Origin of the sequence: Methylobacterium ajmalii (genome assembly GCF_036448855.1) — a bacterium.
GTDB classification, from domain to species: Bacteria; Pseudomonadota; Alphaproteobacteria; order Rhizobiales; family Beijerinckiaceae; genus Methylobacterium; species Methylobacterium ajmalii.
The window spans coordinates 1-24027 of record NZ_JAZFXT010000011.1; the positions used below are offsets into that span (position 1 = coordinate 1).

Consider the following 24027-nt stretch of genomic DNA (forward strand, 5'->3'; position numbering starts at 1 on the left):
CCCGAGATCTCGGGTCGCTACCACCAGGGCATTCTCTGGTCTCCGTCGTATTTCGTGGCGTCTTGTGGCGGCGCACCGCTTTCTGTGGTCGCCCAATACGTCCGACAGCAGCGAGAGAATGCGCGGCCTCCCCGGTCTGAAGGCCGAGGTTTCTAGGATATTTTGATGAGCTTCTTCGGCTGGGTACGGAAGCGCGCGAAGGTCGGATTCACGCGGTTCAAGCCGAGGTCGCGCTGGCGCAGCTTCGGCCTTCTGGAGGCCACGGGCCTGGGGCCCCGGGGGCGAGCGCATCCTGCTGGAGGATCGACCACCCCGTCCGCCTCAACCGCGAGCGGCCCCTGCCCAGCGAGCCAAGATCCTTGGCGTGACGTTCAAGAGCAAGAGGAAGCGGCGGCCCTGGTACGCCGCCTTCACCGTCAGGACCGTCGAGGTTACGGCGACGGCGCACACCGGCGGCGAGTCGATCCGCGGCGGCGTGGGCGTGGAGGCGCCGCTGTCGCTTTCGACCGGCGAGCTCATCCCGACCGTCCGCGCCGCGTCGCGTGCGAGACCCGCGTCTCCCGCCGGGCTCACGCTGACCGGGAGCGTGGCCCGGCATCGGACGCCGTCGGTCACCGAGCGGCTGGCTCGGTGGCGCGACCGCCGCGCGCGACATGCATGGGGGCGGGCCGCGCCGACGCGGCCCACCGGTCCAGGAAGGCCTTGAGGTGGGGACGCTGCACCCCCTCGCGCCGGAGGTAGTCGACGAGGCTGCGCATGGACGCGTCGTGCCCCGCCTCGTCGGACTGCCCGCAGAGGTAGGACCACCTGATGTACAGCCCCAGGGTGTTCAGGACGTCGCACTCGCAGTAGTTCCGGACGCGCTCGATGTCGCCCTCGGCGATGTGGTGCCCGACGTTCGAGCCGTGCTCGCCCGCCTTCCCGGGCAGGCCCATCGCGGCCGCCATCTCGTCGAGGCCCATGCGCGTCGAGGCGCCATGGGCCGAGAGCAGTTCCAGCAGATCGGCGTGGTACTCCTGCGAGTACCTCGCGGAGTACCCCGACCACCTGTCGCCCCGCCGGTACCAGGCACCGGCCGGGATGCCGTGGACGAAGGCGCGCAACTGCAGGACGGGCACGTCGAACGACCTGCCGTTCCAGGTGACGAGCCGGTGCGCGCCGGCGTCGAAGAGCCGCCAGAACCCGCGCAGCAGGCGCTCCTCGCCCCAGGTCGCCTCGCCTCCGCTCCGGCAGTGCTCCACGACGTAGGTCTCCAAGCTCGTCGCGGGATCGGTCACGATGCGCGCCCGGGCGTAGGACACGGCTACGACGCGGTGCCAAGCGGGCTTCGGGAACTTGTCCGCGGGCCAGTCCGCCGGCACGAGCTCCGTGTCCGGGACGGTCTCGATGTCGAGGCACAGCAGCGTCGTCGGCCGAACCGCCGGCGCGGTTCGCCCGGACGCGGCCGACCGGCCGGGAGCCGGCCGCGCCGGGACGGGGCGGCCGTGAAGTACCGACGCGGGGAAGGGCAGGATGCCCTGGGCAGGGGAAGGCATCGTGTCAGGTCTCCAGTACGAGGGCCGGATGGAAGGCTTCGAGGTCGCCGCGGCGGCCCCGCGGGTTGGCGACGACGCGGGTCCGCCCGATCCGGAGGTCCACGGGTCGGGGCACGTGGCCGTGGACCCAGAGGACGGGGGCGCCCCATGCCGTCATGAGATGCTCCAGGTCGGAAGCCTGCGCGGCCGCGCCCCAATCGACCGGGAGCCCGTGCGGGGGCCTCGGCGCCAGCGAGCGGCGGCTGGGCGCGTGGTGGGTCAGGACGATGGCGCGGTCCCCGGGACGCGTGCCGTGCACGAGCGCGACCGGGGAGGTCCCGAAGCTTCCCGACTGGACCTTGATGCTGACGAGCGCGTCCTCGATGAAGGCGCGGCTCCGGGCATGCGCCCCGGCGGCATCGTGCGGCAGGTAGCGGGTGCGCGGGCCGAGCCGGATGCGCCGGCAGTCCGGGTGGAATCGGCGGGCGTACCCGCGGGCAAGGGTCGCCCTGTCCCGTCCCTCGATGCCCCAGTCCGTCCAAAGCGTGCTGCCCAGGACTTGGACGCCCGTCCCGCCCGCGTCCGGGATCCGGACCGCCTCGTCGGAGAGCAGGGTGATCCCGAGGCGGGAGGCGAGGATCCGGCTTTCGCGCAGGGTGTCCGCCTTGCCCCGGCCGTTCCAGAACTCCGCGTTCCCGGGAACGAGCACGACGGGCCGCTCGCCCTGGCGCCCCGCGAGGTTGTCGGCCAACCAGGACAGGGAGGAGCCCAGGTCGTTCGACACGTTCCCGGCCACCAGGAGCACATCGAACGCGGGCAGGGGATCCGGCAGCCGGAGGGGCGCCAAGTCGACCCTGAGGTCCGACATGACCCAGACTCGCAGCTTGGCGGCCGGGGGGCTCGCGGGAACCCGCTGCGGGACCGGCGCTGGCGCGGCATGCCCGGCCGGCGGCGGGACGTGGCGCGTCATTTCCGCTTTCCCTCCGTCGCACGCCCGCCCGCCCCGTGGCCGGCCATCAACGCGCGCAGGGCGTCGCCGCCGACGACGCGGCGGTCGAGGAGTGCCTTGGCGACCGCCTGCACGGCCTCGCCGAACCGCCAGACGAGCTTCTCGGCCTCGGCCTGGAGCCGGGCGAGGTCGGCTTCGACGGCGCCGCGCAGACCGGGGTCGTCCCGGATCGAGCGCGCGACCTCCTCCATGGTGCCGCGGTAGGCGAGGGCGTCGCCGAGGCCCAGCGAGGCGTGGATGCCGGCGACGAAGGCCGTCGCCCGGGCGAGGTCCGACGCGGCGTCCCCGCCAGCGCCCGCGCTGGCCTCCCCTAGGAAGACGGCCTCGGCCGCGCGGCCGCACAGCAGGAAGATGACCATGCGCTCCAACTCGTCCCGGGTGGGGGAGGAGCCGAGGAGCGGCTTGATGCTGGTCGCGCCGGCGGAGTCGCCACGCAGGACGAGGTCGACCTGCGCGACGCGCCCGACCCGCAGGATCTCCGCTCCCACGGCGTGCGCGGCCTCGTGGAGGGCGCTGCGCGCCCGCTCCTGGTCCGAGCGCCCGTCCTCAGGCGCCACCACGCCGAAGAGGTCGTCGGCCCGCAGCGGCCGCTCCTCGGCACGGGCCCGGGCCCGTGCCTCCAGGACCCAGGCGGCCACCTGCGCGCCGGTGGCGCCGAGGGCGAATTCGCCTAGCGTGGCCAGGTCCACGTCCGCGAGTTCGGCGCCGAGGTGCTGGCGGAAGATCGCGGCCAGGTCGGACGCCCGCGGCGGCTCGATCCGGATCACCCGGTTGAGCCGTCCCGGCCGGACCAGCGCGGCATCGAGCTTGTCCGCATGGTTGGTGGCGCCGATAATGCAAATATCTGCCGCATTGTTTGCTGTGTAGTTGTCAATCGTCAAAAGCATATGAGTTACAATAGAGTTCCAATATTCCCTGGCTCGCTCAGTCATGGTTGCTCTGTTTGGAATACTATCGATTTCGTCAAGGAAGATTATAGACGGCGCCAACGATGCCGCATGCGAGAATTCCGTATCTATCTGTTTAATAACCGCGTCGAGATAACCACTAGAGGATGAAAACCAAGCCGATACAGATGTAATGATGAGTGGCAAACCCGACGCTCTTGCAAGCGACCTAACGTAAGTAGACTTTCCGAGGCCCGGGTCCGATGCCAGCACCACGTTCCTGTCGATGCAGCGGAACGGGATCTCCCCTCGCTTCCAGAGGTCGAGGTCGCGAAGCAGCCTCTTGCCCCAGTCGTGGGCGGCGCCGTAGCCGCACAGGGTTTCGAAGGCTGGCGCTTCCGCGCCGGAGGCGTCGGCCACCGACTTCGCCTCCTTCGCCGCGACCAGCCGCTGGACGCACGCCCGGGCCGACGTTCCGCGGATCGCGCTGCACAGCTCCCAGTAGCCCAGCCCGGCCGCCACGCGGGCCGGCATCGCGGGCGGTCGCTGGCCGGTCGCCGACCGGATGACACGCGCGACGACGTCGTTCGAGGGGACCGATACGCGGATGCGCACGTCGACGGCGGCGACGAGCGCCGCCGGAAGGTGGCGCTCGCAGGCGTGCGACACCCCAAGCACCCGTCCACCTTGCGCAAGGGCCTTGGCGACCTTGTCGTTGCCCTTGTCGGGCCGGTCCTCGTTCCGGGAGGAGCCGGTCCGGGCGAAGGTGGCCGACCATTCGCACAGCGCCCGGCACGCTTCCAGGACCGGATCGACCCACTCGGCCGATGGGACCTCGACGACCATGGCGAGCGCTTCGGCGCGCCTCACGCGTCGCCGCGGGCGGTCGCCGAGCGCGTCCTCCACGGCGAGGCGAGCGAGGGTTTCCGTGGCAGGCATGCGCCGGCCCCGGCGGTCGGCCGGGGAGGAGGCGGCCTCCGTGTCGTCGAGGTCTTCGCGCAGGAAGGCAAGGTCATGCATGTGAGGTCTCGCGCATGGGGATCGGCACCGGCCGGGAGGGACGGCGCGGGCGTTGTTAGGGGTGTGGGCTTCGATGCAGAGGGATGGCGGTAGGCGCCGGGCGGGCGAGACCGAGGGGACGGCACCGGCCGCGTGCGGCCGTGCCCGCTAGCGGCCGCCGACCTCCGCGGGGTTGCCGTCGAGGGCGCTGCGGCGTGACAGGACGGCGAGGTTGTGGGCGAGGACCAAGGCGGCGACGTCGCAACCGGCCCGCGCATGGACGAGCAGGCAACTCATCGCGAGGTCGCCTGCAAACTCGTCCGACCCTCGGCCGTGCACGACGTCCACGGCCACGGCGACCATGGCGGCAGCGTCGCCGCTTACGGCTTTGCGCCACAGCCGATGGTGCAGCAGGACGGGGCCGGCGAGCGCCCGGCGGATCTCGTCTAGCGTCGCGGCGTCGACGGCGCCCGGGCCGAGCACGCGCCACGCGGCAAGCGGATGGCACGCGGATAGGGTGGGGGGAGGCCCCCGACGGTCCCCGAGGGCCGCGTTGGAGGGCTCGTCGGCGTCGGCCGGGCGGCTGTGGGGCATGGGACCTCCGGGTCGGGCATGGCTCCGCCATCCCGGCGGACGGCCGGGCGGCGCGGGTGGATGTCTTCGGATGGGTAGGACCTGCTAGTGCAGACCGCCGCCGTCGATGGGGCGGGCAGGCTTGCCGAGCAGGTAGTACCGCGACAGCGTCCGCGCCCAGGTCGCGCCATCTGACGCGTAGAGGTCGGACGTCAGGATCCGCTGGCCATCCCGGATATTCGGATGTCCGTAGACGCGGCCGGTGACGACACGGACGTGGCGCGTCGCCTCGCTCCAGTCCTCCAGGCGGGGAGCCGATGCCAGGTCCTCCCCGGTCGGCTTCACGCCGTCGCGGATGCCCTGGAGCTCGTCGGCGAGGTCGCGGAGCCTATCCCCGGCCTCCCGCTCGTCCGGCCGGCCGGCGTTCGGGAGGACGGCGCGGAGTTCGTCGGCGAGCGAGCTCCCGTCGATGGATGCCGCATTGGGGTTCCCGGCCGCGGCTCGCAGGGCGGCGAGGAGGGTCAGCCCGGCGACGAGGGTCCTCGCCGTCCGGTCCCCCTCGACGACGCGGAGCGCCTCCTTGCGGCTCAGCGCCGGCAGGACCACGGGAAGTACCCGTGCATGGCGTCCGGCGGCCATGCCGCCGAGGAGGCGTCCCACCGCGTCCTCGAAGGCCCGCGCGGCCGGGGCGCCCCCGCCTCGCCCGCATCCCAGGAGCCAGGGCGGAGCGACCTCGGCAAGAGCATCGGGCACCTGGCGGCCGGCGTCCCGTTCCGCGTGCGGATCGGCGGCCAGGGCGCACGCCGCGGCATTCTCGTCGAACGGGGTCGGGCCGACGGCGACGACCGATACGTCGGCCCGCATCCGGAAGGCCCGGTCGGCAAGGCACCGCGGCGGGAGATCGAGCACGACGTGACGCCCCGCTCGGACCGCTTGAGCGGTTTCCCGTTCGACGAGGACGCCGGCGGCCCGCAGGGTCGATGCTTCGTGTTCCACCAGCCGCATCGCATCGGGCCGGATGGCGAGGGCGGGAAGGCGCGGCTCGCCGGGAAGCGTGACGCGCACGAGGGTCGTGGCATCGCCTGCCACGGCGTGAGCGTCGGCGAGGATGAGGGCGGCATGCGCGGCGTCCGTGCGCCCGGGGCAGCCGAAGATGGCGGCGATCAAGGAAGCCTCCGTGAAGGGGGGCGCAGCCCGACCGTCGAGCCGGTCAGGGCGTCGAGCGGTTCGGGTTATGGGCCGAGGTTGACAAGCAGGTATCGAGCACTGGCCTCAATCCAGCGCAGCCTGAGAGGTCGTGGATACGCCAGGTGAAGCGCGGCCCACGTATTCCCGTCTCGTCGGCGACTTGCCGCGTTCGCTTCAGCACCCCTCCCCCTTTCCTAGGGGAGAGATATCGCAGGGCGGCGAGGCTCGGGCCCGCCTGTCACCCGTTCGCGGACCAAGCGTCTTCCTCATCGCGGACGGCGCGGTGCATGTGCCTGGCGGGGGCGAGCGCGTAGTCGTCGTCCTGCCGGTCGAAATCACCGTCCAGGAGGTCTGCCGTCAGCGCCTCCAGGTCCAGGTGCTCCCGCTCGTCGACGAGGAGGGCATCGGCGAGGAGGTGCGGGGCGAGCGGGGAACGGGTCCGGTCCAGGGCTTGGCGCCGGGCGGGGCGCCCGCGGCGGCGGGCGTTCCGGGGCGGGTCGAGCGCGGCGACGGGGTGCGGGACGGGCGTGGCGCGAGTGGTCATGTCTTTCCTCCTTCAACCGGCGACGGTGCAGGTGCAGCGGGCGGGGGGGCGGGACGCGAAGCCTTCGTGGCGGGGCGCGACAGGCCTGCGCCGTGGCGCGAGGTGGCGGGCTCGCCTCGCGCGCTCGGCGCCCGCGGGGCGCGACGGCCCTGTCGAATCGGCGTCGCCCCCGTCGAGGTCGCGGGCGAGGTCCAGGAGCCTGGACCGGAGCTCGACCTCCGAGGCCGTGGCCGGCCCGGCCAGGAGCGCGGCGAGGTCGGCCGGTTTGATGGAGGCAGCGCGGGGATCCTCGGCCGCCAGGCAGAGGGCAGCGGCGAGGCCCGCCGCGCGGGCCGCCAGGGAAGGGCCTGGCCACCCGCGGCGGAGGTGTGCCGCCTCGTCGCAACGCAGAGGCGGCGAGGCGACGGGCAGCACGCGCAGCCCGTAGGGACGCGCACGGGCGCAGCAGGAGAGCATCCATGGAGGATCCAAGGCGGGGTCGGGGGAGGCGCTCACGCAGGCCATCGCGTACCGGGCGACTGCCGTGGCGAGGGGCGTCGGCCCGTGGCAGACAACCGAGAGGTCGACGCTGCCGCGTACGGCGCGGTCGGCAAGGCGCGCCAACGGCAGGGCGACGGCGAGATGGCGGTTCTCCGCGCGCGCGGCGCCCAGGGCCTCTAAGAGGGCGGCGGTGGCGCCGGGCGCGAGGTCCGGCCCCACCTCCGCGGAGCCCGCCAGGCGTGCGAGGGCGGCTCCCGCCAGGAGGGCGGCATGGAGAGCCGACGTGTCGTCAGAGAAGAACGCGATGATCACGGGAGACCTCCGTTGGTGGCCCGCTTCACTTCTGATGTTGGAATTATAAGGCCAGGAATATTATCCCGCCACCGAAATCTCTAAAAGCTAGAGGTTTGAGGTTGTGATGGTTAACGAGGCGTTGCGGCTTTGGACGCGGTTGCGCCCCCTCCGTGTCCGTACGCCGGTCCGGGAAACCGGGACGAGGTCCGAGGCCGCGCCGGTCGAAACGGGCGAAGACTGATCGGGCGTGATCCTCGCCGCGGCGGTCGCAGCAGTCGCCGAGGTGCCGGACGGTGTCGTCGGTGCCCACAGCGGTATTCCGGTGCGTAAACGGGCGCGAGCCCCGGGCGTAGCCAGTGCGCAGGTCAATCAGCCCAAAACCTGCGCCTCGGCTGAGATCGGCGATGGGGCGGTTAAGGTGGCAGCCGCCGGCGAGCGGCTTCCAGGCGGGCGTGACCCAGTCCTGCCAGCGCGTGACCCACCGGTCGGGGCGCGGCCATGCTCCGCGAACAGCAAGGTGCCACCGAAGCGCAGCACGCGCCGCATTTCGGCAAGACCTGCCATGGCGTCAGGCATGGAGCAGAGGGTCCATGTGGTCACGACCGTGTCCACGCTGCCGCCGGCGAGGGGGATGGCCAACGCGGATCCCGCGACGAACGCGACGGGAAGGCGGCCCGCCACGGACCGCCGCTCGGCGAGGGCCAACAAAGGACGTGAGGGTTCCAGTGCCATGAGGTGGCTCACCCCGGAGCCGTAGAACGGAAGGTTCAATCCGGAGCCGAGACCGACCTCCAGCACGCGGCCGGCGGCTGCACCAGCCACCCGCGGCCGATAAGGAACGAGTTCCTCGTTCGCCATGGCCCAGTCCAGGAGTCGGGGCAGCATGAAGTCGGTGAGAAGCTCATGGCCGTCCCTGACCTCCCTGGATTCGCACCGAACAAGGCCCCACGTGCCCCTGCCGCGCGGGCGATCAAGTGCGGCGGGCGATCGTGTTCCGTGGCCGCGACCGAACCGCAGCTCGCCTGTCGAGGCGGCAGGAATCCTGCCAAGCTGCGCAGCGTCCCTTCGCATCCCTCGGGCGCGCCGCATCATTCATTCTCATTCATGAGCAGGAGGGCGGCATCGACCATGTCGCGGAACGCCTTCGAGCGCTCGCAGGCCGCCAGCAGGCGCCCCTGCCACGCCGAGGAGAGGCTCTCGGGCGTTGCGTGCCGCGTCGCAAGGTAGGTTCGGATTGCCTTCGCCAGTGCGGGACGAGGGACGTGTCGTCCACGGAGCAGCTTCGAGACATTAGCCTGGCTGGAGCCGAGGGCGCGGGCGAGCGCCTGCTGGCTCAGGCCGTCCTCCCTGCGAGCCCGTTCGAGCGCCGCCGCGAGCGCCTCGCGCCCGTCGTCGGTCGATCCTGCCTTGCGCGTTTCCATCGCATGAATGAAAATGAATATTCAGGAGCGACGTCAAGGGGCCGGGAAGTGATGCTCGAACCGAACCGCCATATGCCGTTCGCGGGGCGCCCGCAGCCCGACCCGGAGGCCGAGGTGGTGCCCGGCGTCCGCTGGGGGCGGCCGGAATGGGTGCCCAGCGCCGCGTTCTGGGCTGACATGGTCAGCCGGGCGTGCGAGCAATCCGACGGGTTCGTGAACCACGACGGGAGCCTGCAGGAAGAGGTCGGGTTCTGCCTGCTCGGCGGCTACGGCATCACGGCCGAGGTCAACCATGCCGTGCATGACCGGTTGCTGGAAGAAGGCCTGTTCGTGCCCGGACGCCGGCCGAGCGAGCGGGAGATCGAGACCCTCCTGCTGCAACCTGTCCTGCTCCACGGTCGCCCGATCCGCTACCGCTTCCCGCACCAGCGGGCCCGCCGGCTCTCGGTCGCGCTGCGGATGATCGAGGATGATCCGCCCCCGACCGGCGAAGCCCTGGCGTTCCGGCGCCACCTGATGCGGATTCCGGGCATCGGGCCGAAGACGGCATCCTGGATCGCGCGCAACTGGCTCGGCAGCGACGAGGTCGCGATCCTCGACATCCACATCATCCGGGCTGGCATCCTGATCAACCTCTTCGACCGCTCGATGCGGGTCCCGCGTGATTACGAGGTCCTGGAGCGGCGCTTCCTCGAATTCTGCAGCGCCCTCGGCGCCAGGCCGTCGCTGCTCGACGCGGTGATGTGGCGCGCGATGAGGAATATCGGCCGTGGACCCGTTTGACGGCGATTAACAAAAGAGGCCACAATCCTTGGGAATTGCGTCCAGGGATCTCGATGTCAGGCGGCAGCAAGTCCAGCACGCGCAAGGGGGCCCGCTCAGGCCCGGGTGCCCCGGCCTCCCGGCCGACCGGCCGGGTCGGGGAGACCGGAGGTGGGACCGGCGGCGGGGGCAGCGGAGATCCATGCGACCTTCGCTGCGACACCGAACTCATCAGCGTGCGTGTCCCCGTGCTGGCAACGGTGCGGGAGCGCGACGTGCTCGACGTGATCCTCCACCGGGACGACGCTTTCGAGACGGCCGTATGCCGCACGCGGCCGACGGCCCAGATCGCGGGATCGCTCGCGGGCATCGAGGGCTTGGACCAGCTCCTGGGATGCCTGCGGGCGGGACACCGGTACGAGGCTCGCGTCATCGAAGTGGACCGCACCCGCTGCCACGTCCTGGTCGAGCGGGTGACGCGTTGATCATCGCCGGAGGCTGTTACCTCGAAGTCTGTACCGTTCCGCGTTGGCGGCGCCTGTTCGGGTCCGGCGGTCGGGCCGCCGCGGCCGTCGGCCGACTCTCCCCCGGGACGCAACTGCACACCTACGCCCACCGGACCTGGGTTCCCGACATCGTGAGCTCGCTGCACGCCTTCGGGGTAACCGCGAGCGTGCGGCCCATCGACCAGCGGATCTCGTTCTCCTACTTCCATCCCCTCTCGCCCGCCCTGCTCGAACCCGCCGAGCCGACGCCGCAGGCGGCCCTTTCCGTGTCCGGCGACGTCGTGCTGCGCTTCGGCTTCGTCGAGGGCGACGCCGTCGTCGAGGCGCGACGCGCGGTCCACGACCCCCAGACCGGCCAGGCGGCACAGGCGTTTCGCGCCAACGGCTCCCGGGCCGAGACCCTCGCCATAGTCCTGAACCAGGGCGAGGCTGAGGTGGCGACAGGCGCGGCGGGCGACGACGTCGGCGCCGCGCTCCTGGCGTCGCACGACGCCGAGGTCGTCGTCGTCAAGCGCGGGTGCGAGGGGGCCCGGGTGTTTCGGGCCCAAAGCGCACCGAGCGACATCCCGGCCTATCGCTCGGAGCGCGTCTTCAAGATCGGTTCCGGCGACGTCTTCAGCGCCGCCTTCGCGCATCATTGGGGCGAGCGCGGCCTGGAACCATCCGTCGCCGCGGACCTAGCCTCGCGCCACGTCGCGCATTTCGTGGATTACCACGCGCTTCCCCTGCCCACGCCCGCGGAACTCGGGGCCCAGACGCCGCTCCCCGCCGGTCGCCGCCCTGGCCTGATCTACCTGGCCGGCCCTTTTTTCGACCTCGCGCAGCGCTGGCTGGTCGAGGAGGCACTCGAACGGCTGCAGGCGCTCGGCGCGCCGGTGTTCTCGCCCCTGCACGAGGTCGGGATGGGACGCCCGGCAGAGGAGACCGCGGCTGCCGACCTCGAAGGCCTCGACCGATGCGCCGCGGTGCTCGCGCTGCTCGACGGCGCCGATCCCGGCACCCTGTTCGAGGTCGGCTACGCGCGGGCCCACGGGAAGCCGGTGGTCGTCCTCGCGGAGCGGGTCGAGGACCTGCACCTGACGATGCTCACCGGCAGCGGCTGCGCGGTCGTGCGGGACCTGACCTCCGCGCTCTACCGCACGGTCTGGGCTGCGATGGAATGAGGCTCCTCCTGCTCTCCGGCGGCCTGGACTCGGCGGCCATCGCCGCTTGGCAGCGGCCGGACGCCTGCCTGACGGTCGATTATGGGCAGCGGCCGGCCAAGGGGGAGATCGCCGCGGCTGCCTCGGTCGCCCACGAACTCGGGCTGCGCCACGAGGTCGTCCGGGTCGACCTGTCTGCCCTCGGCCTCGGACCGCTCGCCGGGCGGCCGCCCTCGGACCTGGCGCGGGCGCCCGAGTGGTGGCCCTACCGCAACCAGATGCTGGTCACCCTGGCCGGCATGCGGTTCGTCGGGGAGGGACTGACCGAGATCCTGCTCGGTGCGATCGACACGGATGTGCACGCCGATGGGCGGGCGCCCTTCCTGCGCGCCGTCGACCGGCTGATGCACCTCCAGGAGGGCGGCGTGCGGGTGACGGCACCGGCGCGCCGCCTCTCGGCCCTGGAGCTTCTTCGAGTGTCGGGGCTGCCCCGTTCCCTCCTGGGCGCGACCTTTTCCTGCCACGTCATGGAATACGCCTGCGGGCAATGCCGCGGCTGCGAGAAGCACCGCGAGACCTTGGCCGGCCTTGCGCGGGAGGAGGACACCCGGGACGCGGCTGACCGGTTCGCCGAACGAGCGAGGGTCTGAAGACATGTCGGGACTGCCGCTCGGGCGTCGGCGACCGCTGCCGAAGCCCCGCCGCCCGGACGCCAGGGCCGATGCGGGCGACCTCCTGTGAATCGGCGTGGAAAAGGGCACTGGCGCGGTTTTGATGATACAGCTCACGGGTTTGGGCCGATGAGGCGGGCCTGGAGAAGGTCGAGCTTGCCGCGCCCATACATCGCGCACTTCACGAGCTTCAGCTTCATGACGCGCCAGCCACGCTCGTCGCGGACGAAGCGGTAGCTGACCGGCGGCCCCGGCGGCAGGGTCGGGTCGAGCGCGTGCAGCCGGTGCCGGATGAGCCCGTCGGCGACGGTGTGGCGCCCGTGCCCGAACCAAAGGCCATCGAGGATCACGGAGTGGATGCAGGTGCCGTTCGAGGCAAGGTAACCGCCGTCGGCGAGGTGGGCGACGGCACGGGGCAGCCTGAGTTCGAGACTGAACGTACCATCCTCGCGCGGGTTGAGGCGCACGAAGGCGTTGCCGTCAGTCTTGCCCGCATTGCCCTCGCTGACGAACTGGGCGGACCGCGCGTCACGCCAAGCCTTGCGCCATTCCTCGTGGCTGGCGAAGCCGTTCTTGAACAACGCGTGCTGGGCGGCGAAGAGGTCGCGGGTTCCGAAAGCGAACGACGGGTCTGCGGCGCGCTCGTCGAGCCGCCTGGCGTCGGCGAGCAGCGCGTCGGCCTTGCGCCTGTGCTAGTGGATCGGGTGCTTGAGGCGGTCGATCAGCCGGTCGGCCTTCTCCACCTTGCCCTTCTCGGCGGCCCTGGCCTTGCGCTTGGCGGCCTTGGGGTCTGGCTCCGGCTCGCGCACGGCAGCGACGGCGTCGTGGAGCGCCTGTCGCCTGGCGTCGAGCTTCTCGCGCTTGAGCCGCTCCTTGGCAAGGCGCTTGTCCTTGGCCTCGGCCTGGGCGGTCTTGGCCTTTGCCTTCTCCCTCAACCCCTGGGCCTGGGCTGCCGCGCCCTCGCAGACAGCCTTGAGCTTGGCTTCGAGGCCGCGTCTGACGTGGTCGACGTAGTCGGAGGTGACGTCGAAGCGCTCGTAGAGGGTGAGTTGGAGGTCGCCGCTCCATGGTCTCCCGCCTTCATGGCGGCGTGGAGGGTTCGCTCGATGCGTCCGTACAGGTCGTCCATGGCGTCGAGGGCCGGGTGGTCCGGCAGCCGCGTCTGGACGGTGGGGAAGGTGGACGGCACGCGGGCCCGCAAGCGGTTGACGAACTGGAACGGAGCATGAACAAGGTTGCCATGGTGTCAAGGCGAAAACGCTGCCATCAACAAAGGTTTCTCGCTACCCCATATGACCGAGTGTAGTGACGACGTCGGTCTCGGTGCACCTGATGAAGCGTTAGCCTGCGCGGCGTGGCGCTCGCCGCAGCCGTGTCCTACGGCACATTGGTCGGGCCGTCTCAAGTCGGAGCCCGTATCGTCGAGATGGCCAACAAGATCCGGCATCCCTTGCCCCGGACGCCGACTGCCGTCGTGACCCTCGTGGTGCTCGGACCAGCCATCCCGGCTGTCGGCATCCCTGTGGCCGGCATCGCCTTGGTGCCCTGCGAGGCGCGCAACGGGACCTCCTCAGTCGCCAGAGGCACGGTGCCGCTCGCGCCTTGTCCGGGGGCGGAGCGCCACCGGTCCCGGTGGGCCACCTGGCTCGGGCGGGCCTGGGCGCCCAGGCCCTCGTCCCATCGGCGGGCGCCACGGCACTCACGTACGGTGCCTCGACACGGACCATGCTTTTCCGGCGGCGCACGAGCTGGCGAACGTTGGCCGGGCGCGCGCCTAATGGGCTACGCGGCCAGGAGTGGGCGGCACCCATCGCGACACTCAGTCATACCCGAGGGGCGGGTGGTCCGCGTCGCCAGAAAAGTCGAAGGGCCGCTATCGGGAGTGACCCTACGATACGCGTGGTCGCTCCGGTGCGGAACTATGGTGCCCAAGACCGGATACGGGGTCGGCTATCTGCGGGACATGGCCAAGCGGTGGGCCGGCGGACGCAACGGTTTGTTAACCATAGACTCAGCAGGAGTCTTGCCATTTCTATTAGAGCATTGCATGTTTGGCGGTTTCCTTGCTAATATTCCTAGACTCAAGCCCATACGGTTGATGGGCTCATTGCGAACGCGGATCCGGTGGCGCCACCGAGGTATGGCCCCTCGCGGGCCGTACCACCGAAACGGTTGCGCCGAGGGTGCGACGGCGGACCGGACCTGGACCTGACGACACCGGAATGCGGCAGGGCGCGTAGGCATGGAGGCATCTCTGCATTGCCGACGACCACCATGCCTGGTCCATGTTTTTACAGTTGACTCCGGAACGCGAGCGCCCCAGATTGGCGGCAGGGGATGCCGGAGCATTCATGCGGACGAACGCCGACCTATTGACCGAGGAGCTCAAGGCCTACGAAGAGCTGGACGCGAAGGTACACGCGCTGATGACGATGTTGGTCGGAGCGCAGAACGCGCTACTGGAACTTCAGGCCACCACTGCCGCCGGACGCGCAAGGGTGGCCGGCCGGCTCGCCGAAGTTACCGTCCGCGTGGCTGCCGATCCGCCGTCAGGCGAGTGTCTCGACGTCGCTCAGGCAGCCGAGCGCACCGGCTCGGACGGCCAGGCGCAGCCAATCCCGCGGCTCCGGTCCCGGGTGGCCCAGCTCATCGTTGATGCCTTGGCTGAAGCTGGCGACGCAGGATTGTCGGGCCAGGCTATTAATGAGATTGTTGTCAAATCCCAATATGGCAAAGACGCGAGCGAGAAAGCTAAGCTATTTTTGAAGCGCAACGGCTTGGTTCGTCATGATAGACAAGCAATGCATTGGTATTCAATCGGAAATGGTCCCAAAAATATTGCCGGCGAGCAGAATGATCGGAAGCGTGGAATTCCTGAAAACCTAGGCCGCGTAAGAAGCAAGTCTAGAATAAATGCGAACTCAACTATAAAGTAAGTAAATATCTGACCGTAAACCTAAACTTTGAATATATACTGCAGTTAAATATTTAAGTCACACTACGTCTACTAGATAAACTAACTGCGTCCGGACGAAACATGTCAGGACGTTGGCTGAACCTATCACTTAACCAGCGGGAGCGTGCGGTGTGGAGTAGATCATTGCCGGCAATGGCGCGCGGCCCACCTCTGGCAAACGGAAGCGTTCCCTTGGCCGATCCACAAGGCGGCTCCCCGGCGCGATGTTGTCATCGCGTCGGGGAGACCTTGATCGCTCGGCGTGTCCAACCACGCCAAGCGACCGCTCGGCCATTCCCTTTACGGAGCTTCGTACCGGCCGGACTCGCAGGGCCAAAAACCCGACGAGGAATCCTCTTTATGCCCGCTCCACGCGCTCATTGCAAGCGGGAAGGCGGATTTCTGCGGGCACGCGCCGTGGTTTTCCACAGCGAGGAGGACTGCAGTTGATCGACGAGGATATCAAGGCGCTCGACGACGCACCTGACATGGGGCTGGCCGATGCAGTCGGCCTGCTCGACGCGGACTTCGATTACCAGCCGACGGACGAAGTCCACGCCTCACCCAAGGCGTTCGGTGCTTCAAAGGGCTGACGTTCTACCGGACAACCTTGTCTAGCATGGGACCTACGGCCCCGCAACGGGCCGTAGGTCCCGCACCCCCTCACCACAACGATCAGGCTCCGGCGCCGGCCGCCGGGCCGTGGGAGATTTTCCATGTGCGAGGACACCCTCCGACCGGCCGACCGAACCCTTTTCAGCATCGTCGGCATCGTCCTACCCGTCCACCGCGCGCCTCGACGGCCCGCTCTCCCCAAGAAGCCGGCTGTCGGTACGACCACGGACAAGGCCGGGGCGGAGCCCAGGCCCGGCGACCCTGTGGGCGCCTGAGAAGCGCGGTCCCTTCAATGAGGGCTGCCCGCCGCGGCGTCCCTCCCACTACCGAATTCTCGTCACGCGAACGGACGCGCCCATGCCACAATCCCGCAAATCGCGCGACGCTGTCGTCGCACATGATGCAACGACGCAAACGAACGAGGCCACCCGACGGCCGCGCTGCGTGGCTGCCCTCGACGATGCCGTTCGCGGGAGACAGCAGGTGCTTGCGGCGCTTGCGGCGGTCGCCCATCGCCATGTGGAAGCTGTTTCGTCCCCCTGCCAAGTCCCTCGCTGGCAGGCCGGGTTTGACGGGCGCGGCACGCAAGAGACGGCCATTCTCGACCGTCGTTGGATGAGCGCGCTCGTCGTCCGCCGCTGCGGCGAGCCGCCGGTGCGACGCCGCGTGCTCATGGGCATGTATTCCGGCAAGTCGGCCTTGGGGGTGGCGGTCTCATGCGAGCCCCGGGGGCGCCGCATATGAGGCCCATGCGACCGCCGGCCAGGAAAGTGGTCACCGGCCGCCGGACGGGGGCCCTGACCGGTTATCACCCGAGCCGCAAGATGGGGGCGCCCGTCCCGTTCGAGAGCCTGCTCGAACTCGACGCCCTCGTGTTGCTGGAGGTGGACTGGAAAGTCGTGCAGTTCGCGACCCAGCCGGTCACGTTCCAGTGGCGCGATGCCGGCCGTGTCCGCCGTTACACGCCCGATCTCCTCGTCGTCACGGCGCTCGGCCGCACGTTTCGGGAGGTCAAGCCTGCACGCCGGCTCGCCCGAGATCCCGTCCTGCGGGGTCGGAGGGAGCGCATCGAGGCGGAGTGCGCGGCGCTCGGGGCCGATTTCGAGGTCTGGACCGACAAGGACATCAGGCGCGAGCCGCGCCTCTCGAACTCCCGGGCGGTCCTCTCCGAGGGTCGCCGTGTCGGCGACGCATTGGCGGAGCAGCGCGTCCGTGCCGTGCTGCCGCGTTGCGCGACGGTCGGGGAAGCGGCCTGGGCAGGCGGCCTGCCGCCGGTCCGTGCCCTTCGGGCGGCCATGCGCCTCGCCGCGCGCGGCGAGGTCGGCCTGGACCTGGACCTCGCGCTCGGGGCGTCCACGCGGATACTGGCAGGAGGTGCATCACGATGAGCGGCAGCCCGCAACGGTACGTGGAGGGCGACCATCTCCGAATCACGGAGGCGGACGGTACCCCGCATCTCTGGGTCGTGCGGAAACGCGTCGTCCGGGGCTGGCGCCTGGAACCGGTCGGCGGCGGCGACACACGCACCATGACGGACCATGACATCACCCGCACGCGCCAGCAGATCGAGCACTATCCCCAAGGCCGGGCCGGTTTGACGGCGGACCAGGAGGAGCTCCTCAATAGGACGTTCGAGAGCAACAAGACGGAGTCGTGCATCGAGGCGATGCGGCGCGCGGAGTATCTCTGGCATGCGTACCGATTGCACAATGAAGGCATTCCTCTGAACACCGCGTTCGAGCGCGCAGCGTCGGAGATTTTCGCCGAGAAAGGACCGACGTGGCAGAAAGAGGACGACGAGGCCGCCGCCGCCCGCGAAACGGCGCGCGCCGAGCGCCGCCGCGTGCCCCCCGAGTTGCTGAAGAACCCGGACAAGCCCCGGGAGCCCCTGGCCGCGCCCAAGCCCAGCACGATCGAGAGCTGGTATCACCCCTGGATGGCGGTGAGCCGGGACATTCGCATCCTGGTCCCGTTGATCGAGAAGCGCGGGAACCGAACATCGCGGTTCAAGGATGAAAAAGCCTTCATCCCTGAGAGAATGAAGATCTACATTGAAACAATGTTTCTCAACGACCGCCGGGCATCGCTGAGCGAAGTCCACAAGCTTCTGAATAAAGAATTAAAATCAAAAGGCTTCAAAGTAAGCTATAAATGCTTTAGAGCATATCTTCTGAAAAACTACTCTGAACATGAAGAAATTAAGAAACGTTTTAATTGGCGGAAAGCGCATCTCGAAACCGGCGTGTTTAAACGCAAGCGCCCGCCTGCGAAGCCACTCGAAGAAATCGAGGTCGATCACAGCCTTCTAGACATCATCGTCGTCAACGAGACGTCAGGTAGACCCTTGGGCAGGCCGTGGATTACCTTGGCTTTGGACAGATGTACTCGGATGGTGCTCGGGGTGCACGTGAGCTTCGAGCCCCCGAGCTTCGCTTCACTGCAGCGGTGTTTAGCCCACGCATTCTGGCCCAAGGACCTCACGGGATTGGGGCTGAGGAATCCGTGGCCTGCCGAGGGCATCCCCCGGCTGGTGTTCTGTGACAACGGCAAAGAATTCCACAGTCGGTCCCTGAAGCTCTCCGAGTTGTCGATGGGCTTCACGGTCGTCAACTTACCTCCGCGTCAACCCTGGTTGAAGGGTAAGGTCGAAAGAATTTTCGGCAGGATAGGAATTCAAGTCTTCGACCTCATGGAGGGAAAAACATTCAGCAGCCCATCGAAAAGAGGAGAATACAAATCAGTCGCGAGTGCCAAGCTGAATCTCTCGGAGGTGAAGGAGAAGCTGCTAAGATATTTTGTGGACGATTACCATGTGACTTTCCATGACGGGTTGAAGGGAACCCCCCTTGAGGAGTGGCAACGCCACGCCGAGGTGGACCGGGTCGAGGGCGTGCGCTCCTACGAGGACATCAGGCGCCTAATGGGCGCCACCTTCCTGAAGCCGATCACGAACGTCGGCATCAAGATCTTCGGGCTCGTCTACTACCACGACGACCTTAAGGAGCTGCGCCGCCGGCGCGGAGGCACGACCAAGCGGTTCCAAGTCCGCGCCGATCCGTTCGACCTAGGGGAGGTCGAGGTGCTTGACGAGGAGACAGGCCGGTGGATCGTGGTGCCCTGCGACCGGCCCGAACTCGCGGCCGGGGTGTCGCTCCACCAGGCCAGGACCAACGACAAGCGGGCGCGAAGGCTCGCGGAGGGCGGACCGGTAACCGATCTGCACCGAGCCGAAGGGCAGCGCCTCGAAGCGGAGGAGGCGGCCGTGGCCCTGGATGACACCGAGGCTAAGACCACCGCCGCGCGGGCGGCACGGTACGGGCTGAACAACGGCTGCTTCTTCACGCCGCTCGTCGGACAGCCGACGCCCGCGAATGATCCTGCGCCGGTTCCCGTTGGGGGCGAGGCCGAGGGTCATGAGGGCGGCGGGGACCGGGCTGGTAACTCGGGGTCGGCCGGAGGCGGCGCCGACCCGGACGTTCAAGCGGCGATGCTCGCGATGATGGCACAATGGACCAGGAGGTCGGCGTGAAGGTGGCGACGGAGCAAGCGATCGGACCGGGGCCCGAGGCGGCTGGCGGCGGGGACGTCGTCGTCGACTTCGAGACCCGGACAGTGCCTCACCAAGCCCTGCTCGACGGCAAGGCGGAAATCGCGAATCTGCAGGCCCGGTACAGGCCCGAGAGGCGCCGCCGCCTGAAGGCACGGGCATTGGTCATCGCCGGACCCTCCGGGGCAGGGAAATCCACCATCCTCGAAAGTTACGCCGAGGACCATCCGCACCTGACGGATGGCCCCGACGGCGACGTCCGACGCGTGATCCTCGTCGAGGCCCCGAAGCGCCCGACGCAGAGATCGTTCGTCGCGGCCATCATGCGCGCGCTCGGGTCGAAGGCTCGGGACACCTGGAACACCGACGAGATCATCGCGAAGATCGGCTGGCTCTGCGACGAGCTCAAGGTCGAGCTGATCCTCATCGACGAGGCGCACCACCTCTGCGAGCACATCAGCCAGGACAACGAGGAGGACGTCTCTGAATTCCTCAAAAGTCTGCTCAACCGGCTCGGCACGCAGATCGTGCTGGCCGGCCTGCCGAGCCTCCTCCACCTGCGGGACTACCCGCAGCTGCGGCGTCGCATGCAGCCGCCGGTCGTGCTCCATCCCTATTCCTGGTCCTCCATCGAGGGGCGCGCCGCATTCATGGCCATGCTCGGGCTGTTCGAGGCCCAGCTCGGCTTGCCCGAGCCGTCGTTCCTCTTCGAGCACGAGACGGCCAAGCGGTTGTATTGCGCGACGGGCGGTTATCCGGGCCTCGTCTCGAAGACCCTGAGCGAGGCGCTGAGCGTCGCCCTGGAGAGGAAGGCAAGGCGGATCGATCTCACCTTGCTCGGACAGGTCTGGGAGCGGTTCGAGCCCGCCGGGGCGCCGCAACTGTCGGTCGACCCCGACGCGCGACCGGTGCCGGCACGCGAACTGGCCCGGGGAACCGCTCGCAATCCCTACCTCGCCGGCAAGGACGCGTTCCTGAAGCTCTGGGTGCGGATGGCAAGGGAGCACGCGACAATGTCCGAGCGCGCGAACCGCCGTCGCCCGAGGCAATTGGCCTACCGGCCGGTCAGGGACGACGTTGAGGAGAGGCTCGCCGCGTGAGCCGGCAGACCGTCGAGCCGCTCGCGCTACGTGTCCGTCCGAAGCCGTACGAGGGAGGTGCGAGCCTCCTCGGACGGCTCGCAGCGCGCCATCGGGACGGGGACTTGGCCGCCTTCTGTCACGAGCATGGGCTGAGCCTTCGGAAGCTCGGTTTCGGCCGAGGGGTCGAACGCCTGGCGATGCTCGCGCGCGTGGACGCAACCGACCTGCTGCTGTCTTCCCCGAAGGTTGATGCTCGCTCGCGGTCGGTCCGGATCGGCCATACCGTCGTCGGACTTGCGGACTGGTCCAAGGACGGCGGCCGATATTGCCCGCATTGCGTGCGCGAGGACGTCCTGCTCGCGCGAGCCGCCGGGCGCGACGCTGCCGTCGATGTCCATCGTCGCCTCTGGTGGGATGTCCTGTCGGTAACGCGCTGCCCGACGCACGGGACGGGATTGAGCGCCGGCTGCCCGCGCTGCGGGGCCCGTCCGGCTTGGGGATGCGCTCCCGGTCGGTGCAGGCTATGTGGCTGCAGCCTGGCCGCACCCCGTCCGCCGGATCCTCGGGGGCCCGCGGGCTTTTCCGAATACGCGGCTGCACGGCTCGCGGGTTGGCCTACCGACGTTCCGCTCTTTGGCGAAATGGACCTTAGGGAAGCGGTTCCGCAGATGGAACGGCTCGGGCTGGTCATCACGGGGCCTCTATCCGCCCTCAAGCCACGCCGGGATGCCGCGGCCGCCGCGGAGATCCGGGAAGTCGCGTTTCGCGCGCTGGTGTCCTGGCCGACGCAGTTCGTGGCGGCGCTCGACCGTGGGCTCGCCCGGTCGCGGGATGGAGGGACCGGGACCGGACTGACGGGGACGTACGGCTGGGCTTACGAGCACTGGGCGGCGAAGCTCGAACATGCCTCGGTTTTCGGGTCCGCGGTGCGGTCGGCGATGCGTGGCCACGCAATCAAGCACGGGGTGATCTCCGACCGGGAGGGCGCGCTGCTCTCCACGCCGTCGCCGCGCGATCCCGGGATCTCCGGAGCCGCGCGCTCGATGGGGTGGAGCTTCGCGCGCATCAAACGGGAGGCGTCCCGACGTGGCTTGGTCCCGCGCGGTGCGCGTCGGGGTGTCGGCATCCGGATCTCCTCGCAAGAGGTTTCTACCATCCTGAGGGAGCAAGCCGAGCTCGTCGGAATCGACGAGGCATCCCGCCTGCTCGGCATCGGCAAGTCGCAGGCAGGCAGGATCGCCGCGGCCGGTCTGCTCGGGCCGTCCGAGGCCAAGCCCACTCGCATTCGCCGGGAGGCGTGCGAGGATCTGGTTCGTCGCCTCGCGGCCGGCGCGAACCGGCTCGAAACGCGACCGGACGGCATCCTCCCGCTCCCGGCGGCCTGCCAGGCAGCCGGGGTCCCGCTCGACCACGCCTGCCGGCGCATCCTCGCGGGTGACGTGTCGCCCGCCGGCGTGGTCGGCGACGCCCGTACGCTCGCGCAAGTCCTCGTCGATCCGAAGGCGCTCAAGCCGGGGCGCCCCGACGGCAATGTAAGCATCGAGCAGGCGGCGGCGGAACTGCGCCTGCACTACCAGGCCGCACGCCACCTTGCGCGCGTGGGGTTGCTGGGACGGCGATGCGGTTCGGCGACGCGGGTCGACCGCGCTGGACTGGCCCGGTTCCGTGATGCATACGTGACCGGAAGCGAGGCAGCTGCCATGTTCGGCACCTCGCCGAAAGCCGTCGTCTCGCGGCTCGGACGGCTCTCCGTCGTCCCTGTCGCCGCCCCGCCGGCGTGCAGGCAGGTCATCTTCCGGCGGGCCGACGTGGAGACGGCATTCCACGCGGTCCCCGGTCCCGCCGCGACGGACGTGCCGCTTGCCCGAGGAGTTGCCGAAGCCCGCTCGCGACCGCCGCAACAGGGATGAGGAGTTCGAGCCGCGCGCGTTGCGCGTGCGCTTCCGGCCCGAGCCGGCATACTCGTTGTTCGGCCGGCTGGCCGCCAGGAACGGCGAGACATCCTGCCGCGCCTTCGCCGCTGAGGTCGGGCTTCGGTATTTCGGGGAGGTCCTGGCCGGCCGGAGGATCGAGGCGGTCGAGAACCTCGCGGGTCTGGCTGGATCGGACATCGCCCGGTACACCGCCGTGAGCTCGGGGCCACGTCAGGCGGTGGTCCTGAATGGTGAGACGCTCCTGGCGAGGTCCTGGGCGCCGAAGAAGCGACGGTATTGCCCGCGCTGCCTGGAAGGCGACCTGCGGGGAACGGTCGAGAATGACGGCCCCCGACTCTTCCGCCCATACCGCCGCGCTTGGTGGGACGTGGTCCACGTCGACAATTGTCCGATCCATTATTGCGAGCTCCTGCGCGCCTGTCCCGCATGCGCCGAGCCCGTCGACGTCGACTGCGCTTGGCCCTGGCGATGCCGGTGCGGGGGGGACCTGACGAACGCGGCCGCCATCCCGCGTTCACCGAACGAGTGTTCGTTGGACCGATACGTGGTCGGGCGTCTCGGCGGATGCGAGCCGCTCCCGTCGCGTATCCTGGACGGCGTCACGTTGGAGGCGGCTATATGGGCGGCCTTTTACGTCGGATGGATTGCGGGCCACGGCCGAGCGCTCGACATGCGCCGGGCCGACCACGCTACCAAGGCGGCGGCGCGCCGGCGCGGATTGGAGCTTCTCGCGGATTGGCCGCTGTCGTTCGAGGCGCTTCTCGATGCCATGGTCGAGGACGTGCCCTCGCGCGACATGCAGAGCCTCTCGCCACGGACCGCGTATGGTGCCCTCTCGATGTGGCTGGCCCGGTCGCCGGAACGGTCGCTTGAGCTTCTGCGGGCCGCCGTACGCAATCATGCCGAGAAGTCGAGGCGGTCCGCTCCGGCCGGAGTGACCTTTACCGAAGCCGCCAACCAGTTGAGGGTGAGGCGCAAAACGCTCGTCGCGGTCGCCGAGCAACTTGGCCTTCTTCCCTCGGGCACCGATCTTCGGTCCAGGATCGTGATCGACGAGGAGGCGGTTTCTAAGGTTCGCGACCTGCTAACACGAACATTGGGGCAACGGCACGCCGCCAGGTTCCTCGGGATCAGCGTCCCGGCGTTCCAGCGCTTGGTCGATGCCGGCGTAGTCGCCACCCACGATCCGGTCGTGACTGGCCGCCGCGACAGGACCTACTCACCGGAGGAGCTTGAGCAACTGCTTGGCCGGCTATCCGGCGATGCCCCCGAATGCCACGACCTGGTGGGGGACCTGGCAGGATTACCGGCAGCATCGTTCAAGGGACGGGTCGGATTGGACCGTCTGCTCCCGGCCGTCCTCGACGGCCGCGTGAGGCCCAGGGGAAGGTTGCCGTCCGCCCCTGGACTGCAGGGTATTCTCGTATCCGTGGGAGAGGTCGTCGCCCTGCACGGGCATCGCCCCGACAGCATGCTGCTTGAGGAAGCCGCGAAGCGGTTCGGCGTCAACTACTGGGGTTTCCTCGGGTTGGTCCGATCCGGACTGATCCCCGGACGACAGGCTCTCGGCCGAACGAACAAGCGCTGGTGGGTGCGAAGGGCTGATTTCGACCGCTTCTGTGATGAATACGGCACCGTTCGCCATCTCGCCGAACGATACGATCTATCGCGCATTGTGACGCGCGCCATCATCGACAAGCTCGGCCTGAAGCACGCTCCGGTTCCGCAAGGGCATTTCGTTGAGGTATATCGGTTCTGTGACGTCGAGGCTGCCCTGACCGATACGCAGGAGGCGCGGGACCATAGGGCTCGACGGAAACGGCGTCATAAGCGCCCGCCCAAGTGATTGGTTCGACGTCATCACGCTTCGGCTCCAACAGACTCCTCACCGATTTGGGTGAAA

Annotated in this window: 22 protein-coding genes and 1 pseudogene; 12 read left to right on the forward strand and 11 right to left on the reverse strand. The window is 69.0% G+C overall.

Going from position 1 to position 24027, the window contains the following annotated elements; translation table 11 throughout:
* The coding region (locus V3T34_RS04605; protein ID WP_331369106.1) for a transposase at positions 1 to 156 on the forward strand (156 nt) is incomplete at its 5' end.
* A 455-nt stretch (positions 157 to 611) separates the two neighbouring features.
* On the opposite strand, the gene V3T34_RS04610 is transcribed toward V3T34_RS04605, so the two are convergent.
* The 9 genes and pseudogenes from V3T34_RS04610 to V3T34_RS28530 form a co-directional block, all read right to left on the reverse strand.
* Entirely contained in the window at positions 612 to 1535 is a 924-nt protein-coding gene (locus V3T34_RS04610) for a 3'-5' exonuclease (RefSeq protein ID WP_305079784.1), read from the reverse strand.
* A 4-nt stretch (positions 1536 to 1539) separates the two neighbouring features.
* Positions 1540 to 2382: a metallophosphoesterase family protein gene (locus V3T34_RS04615; protein WP_305079783.1), complete on the reverse strand. Its 843-nt coding sequence runs from the start codon at positions 2380 to 2382 to the stop codon at positions 1540 to 1542.
* A 98-nt stretch (positions 2383 to 2480) separates the two neighbouring features.
* Positions 2481 to 4430 carry an AAA family ATPase gene (locus V3T34_RS04620; RefSeq protein ID WP_305079782.1) on the reverse strand — a complete coding sequence of 650 codons (1950 nt, stop codon included), beginning with the start codon at positions 4428 to 4430 and terminating at the stop codon, positions 2481 to 2483.
* Positions 4431 to 4577: 147 nt separating this feature from the next.
* Positions 4578 to 4706 (reverse strand): hypothetical protein, encoded by a 129-nt coding sequence (locus V3T34_RS04625; RefSeq protein ID WP_305079781.1) that lies wholly within the window; start codon positions 4704 to 4706, stop codon positions 4578 to 4580.
* Between the two features lie 381 nt (positions 4707 to 5087).
* Positions 5088 to 6149 carry a hypothetical protein gene (locus V3T34_RS04630; protein WP_305079780.1) on the reverse strand — a complete coding sequence of 354 codons (1062 nt, stop codon included), beginning with the start codon at positions 6147 to 6149 and terminating at the stop codon, positions 5088 to 5090.
* Positions 6150 to 6408: 259 nt separating this feature from the next.
* On the reverse strand, positions 6409 to 6714 hold the full coding sequence (locus V3T34_RS04635; RefSeq protein ID WP_305079779.1) for a hypothetical protein: 306 nt from the start codon (positions 6712 to 6714) through the stop codon (positions 6409 to 6411).
* Between the two features lie 12 nt (positions 6715 to 6726).
* Positions 6727 to 7506: a hypothetical protein gene (locus V3T34_RS04640; RefSeq protein WP_305077785.1), complete on the reverse strand. Its 780-nt coding sequence runs from the start codon at positions 7504 to 7506 to the stop codon at positions 6727 to 6729.
* Positions 7507 to 7813: 307 nt separating this feature from the next.
* Positions 7814 to 8373, reverse strand: a pseudogene (locus V3T34_RS04645) (class I SAM-dependent methyltransferase); the annotation flags it as partial.
* Positions 8374 to 8576: 203 nt separating this feature from the next.
* Positions 8577 to 8825 carry a helix-turn-helix domain-containing protein gene (locus V3T34_RS28530; RefSeq protein ID WP_407942675.1) on the reverse strand — a complete coding sequence of 83 codons (249 nt, stop codon included), beginning with the start codon at positions 8823 to 8825 and terminating at the stop codon, positions 8577 to 8579.
* On the opposite strand from V3T34_RS28530, the gene V3T34_RS04650 reads away from it, so the two are divergent.
* The 4 genes from V3T34_RS04650 (at position 8751) to V3T34_RS04665 (ending at position 11969) form a co-directional block, all read left to right on the forward strand.
* Positions 8751 to 9692, forward strand: coding sequence for an 8-oxoguanine DNA glycosylase (locus tag V3T34_RS04650; RefSeq protein WP_305077786.1), 942 nt, complete (start codon positions 8751 to 8753; stop codon positions 9690 to 9692). The two genes, V3T34_RS28530 and V3T34_RS04650, sit on opposite strands and share 75 nt — an antisense overlap.
* Positions 9693 to 9946: 254 nt before the next feature.
* A complete protein-coding gene (locus V3T34_RS04655) occupies positions 9947 to 10156 on the forward strand; it encodes a hypothetical protein (RefSeq protein ID WP_305077787.1) in 210 nt (69 codons plus the stop codon).
* A gap of 152 nt (positions 10157 to 10308) precedes the next feature.
* Positions 10309 to 11340, forward strand: coding sequence for a PfkB family carbohydrate kinase (locus V3T34_RS04660; protein ID WP_305077788.1), 1032 nt, complete (start codon positions 10309 to 10311; stop codon positions 11338 to 11340).
* The gene (locus V3T34_RS04665; protein ID WP_305077789.1) at positions 11337 to 11969 is read left to right on the forward strand and encodes a 7-cyano-7-deazaguanine synthase; all 633 of its coding nucleotides are present in this window, start codon (positions 11337 to 11339) and stop codon (positions 11967 to 11969) included. The genes V3T34_RS04660 and V3T34_RS04665 overlap by 4 nt, the downstream gene beginning before the upstream one ends.
* 134 nt (positions 11970 to 12103) lie before the next feature.
* On the opposite strand, the gene V3T34_RS04670 is transcribed toward V3T34_RS04665, so the two are convergent.
* Positions 12104 to 12571, reverse strand: a complete 468-nt coding sequence (locus V3T34_RS04670) for a hypothetical protein (protein WP_305077840.1) — start codon at positions 12569 to 12571, stop codon at positions 12104 to 12106.
* 111 nt (positions 12572 to 12682) lie between these two features.
* On the reverse strand, positions 12683 to 12925 hold the full coding sequence (locus V3T34_RS04675) for a hypothetical protein (protein ID WP_305077790.1): 243 nt from the start codon (positions 12923 to 12925) through the stop codon (positions 12683 to 12685).
* Between the two features lie 1416 nt (positions 12926 to 14341).
* On the opposite strand from V3T34_RS04675, the gene V3T34_RS04680 reads away from it, so the two are divergent.
* The 7 genes from V3T34_RS04680 to V3T34_RS04710 all read left to right on the forward strand — a co-directional run bounded on the left by V3T34_RS04680 (position 14342) and on the right by V3T34_RS04710 (position 23970).
* Positions 14342 to 14926, forward strand: coding sequence for a hypothetical protein (locus tag V3T34_RS04680; RefSeq protein ID WP_305077791.1), 585 nt, complete (start codon positions 14342 to 14344; stop codon positions 14924 to 14926).
* Between the two features lie 466 nt (positions 14927 to 15392).
* On the forward strand, positions 15393 to 15539 hold the full coding sequence (locus tag V3T34_RS04685) for a hypothetical protein (RefSeq protein WP_305077792.1): 147 nt from the start codon (positions 15393 to 15395) through the stop codon (positions 15537 to 15539).
* An 846-nt stretch (positions 15540 to 16385) separates the two neighbouring features.
* Positions 16386 to 16949: a TnsA endonuclease N-terminal domain-containing protein gene (locus V3T34_RS04690; protein ID WP_305077793.1), complete on the forward strand. Its 564-nt coding sequence runs from the start codon at positions 16386 to 16388 to the stop codon at positions 16947 to 16949.
* On the forward strand, positions 16946 to 19090 hold the full coding sequence (locus V3T34_RS04695) for a Mu transposase C-terminal domain-containing protein (RefSeq protein WP_305077794.1): 2145 nt from the start codon (positions 16946 to 16948) through the stop codon (positions 19088 to 19090). The genes V3T34_RS04690 and V3T34_RS04695 overlap by 4 nt, the downstream gene beginning before the upstream one ends.
* Positions 19069 to 20208 (forward strand): TniB family NTP-binding protein, encoded by a 1140-nt coding sequence (locus V3T34_RS04700; RefSeq protein ID WP_305077795.1) that lies wholly within the window; start codon positions 19069 to 19071, stop codon positions 20206 to 20208. Before V3T34_RS04695 ends, V3T34_RS04700 begins: the two co-directional genes overlap by 22 nt.
* Complete coding sequence (locus V3T34_RS04705; RefSeq protein ID WP_305077796.1) at positions 20205 to 22100, forward strand: TniQ family protein; 1896 nt, start codon at positions 20205 to 20207, stop codon at positions 22098 to 22100. The genes V3T34_RS04700 and V3T34_RS04705 overlap by 4 nt, the downstream gene beginning before the upstream one ends.
* Complete coding sequence (locus tag V3T34_RS04710) at positions 22051 to 23970, forward strand: TniQ family protein (RefSeq protein WP_305077797.1); 1920 nt, start codon at positions 22051 to 22053, stop codon at positions 23968 to 23970. The genes V3T34_RS04705 and V3T34_RS04710 overlap by 50 nt, the downstream gene beginning before the upstream one ends.
* Positions 23971 to 24027: the final 57 nt, after the last annotated feature.

Bases quoted from the DNA above. Each gene is read 5' to 3' on its own strand.
- V3T34_RS04610 (WP_305079784.1), bottom strand. From the start codon at position 1,535: ATGCCTTCCCCTGCCCAGGGCATCCTGCCCTTCCCCGCGTCGGTACTT.
- V3T34_RS04615 (WP_305079783.1), bottom strand. From the start codon at position 2,382: ATGTCGGACCTCAGGGTCGACTTGGCGCCCCTCCGGCTGCCGGATCCC.
- V3T34_RS04620 (WP_305079782.1), bottom strand. From the start codon at position 4,430: ATGCATGACCTTGCCTTCCTGCGCGAAGACCTCGACGACACGGAGGCC.
- V3T34_RS04625 (WP_305079781.1), bottom strand. From the start codon at position 4,706: ATGAGTTGCCTGCTCGTCCATGCGCGGGCCGGTTGCGACGTCGCCGCC.
- V3T34_RS04635 (WP_305079779.1), bottom strand. From the start codon at position 6,714: ATGACCACTCGCGCCACGCCCGTCCCGCACCCCGTCGCCGCGCTCGAC.
- V3T34_RS04665 (WP_305077789.1), top strand. From the start codon at position 11,337: ATGAGGCTCCTCCTGCTCTCCGGCGGCCTGGACTCGGCGGCCATCGCC.
- V3T34_RS04680 (WP_305077791.1), top strand. From the start codon at position 14,342: ATGCGGACGAACGCCGACCTATTGACCGAGGAGCTCAAGGCCTACGAA.
- V3T34_RS04690 (WP_305077793.1), top strand. From the start codon at position 16,386: ATGGGGGCGCCCGTCCCGTTCGAGAGCCTGCTCGAACTCGACGCCCTC.
- V3T34_RS04695 (WP_305077794.1), top strand. From the start codon at position 16,946: ATGAGCGGCAGCCCGCAACGGTACGTGGAGGGCGACCATCTCCGAATC.
- V3T34_RS04700 (WP_305077795.1), top strand. From the start codon at position 19,069: ATGGACCAGGAGGTCGGCGTGAAGGTGGCGACGGAGCAAGCGATCGGA.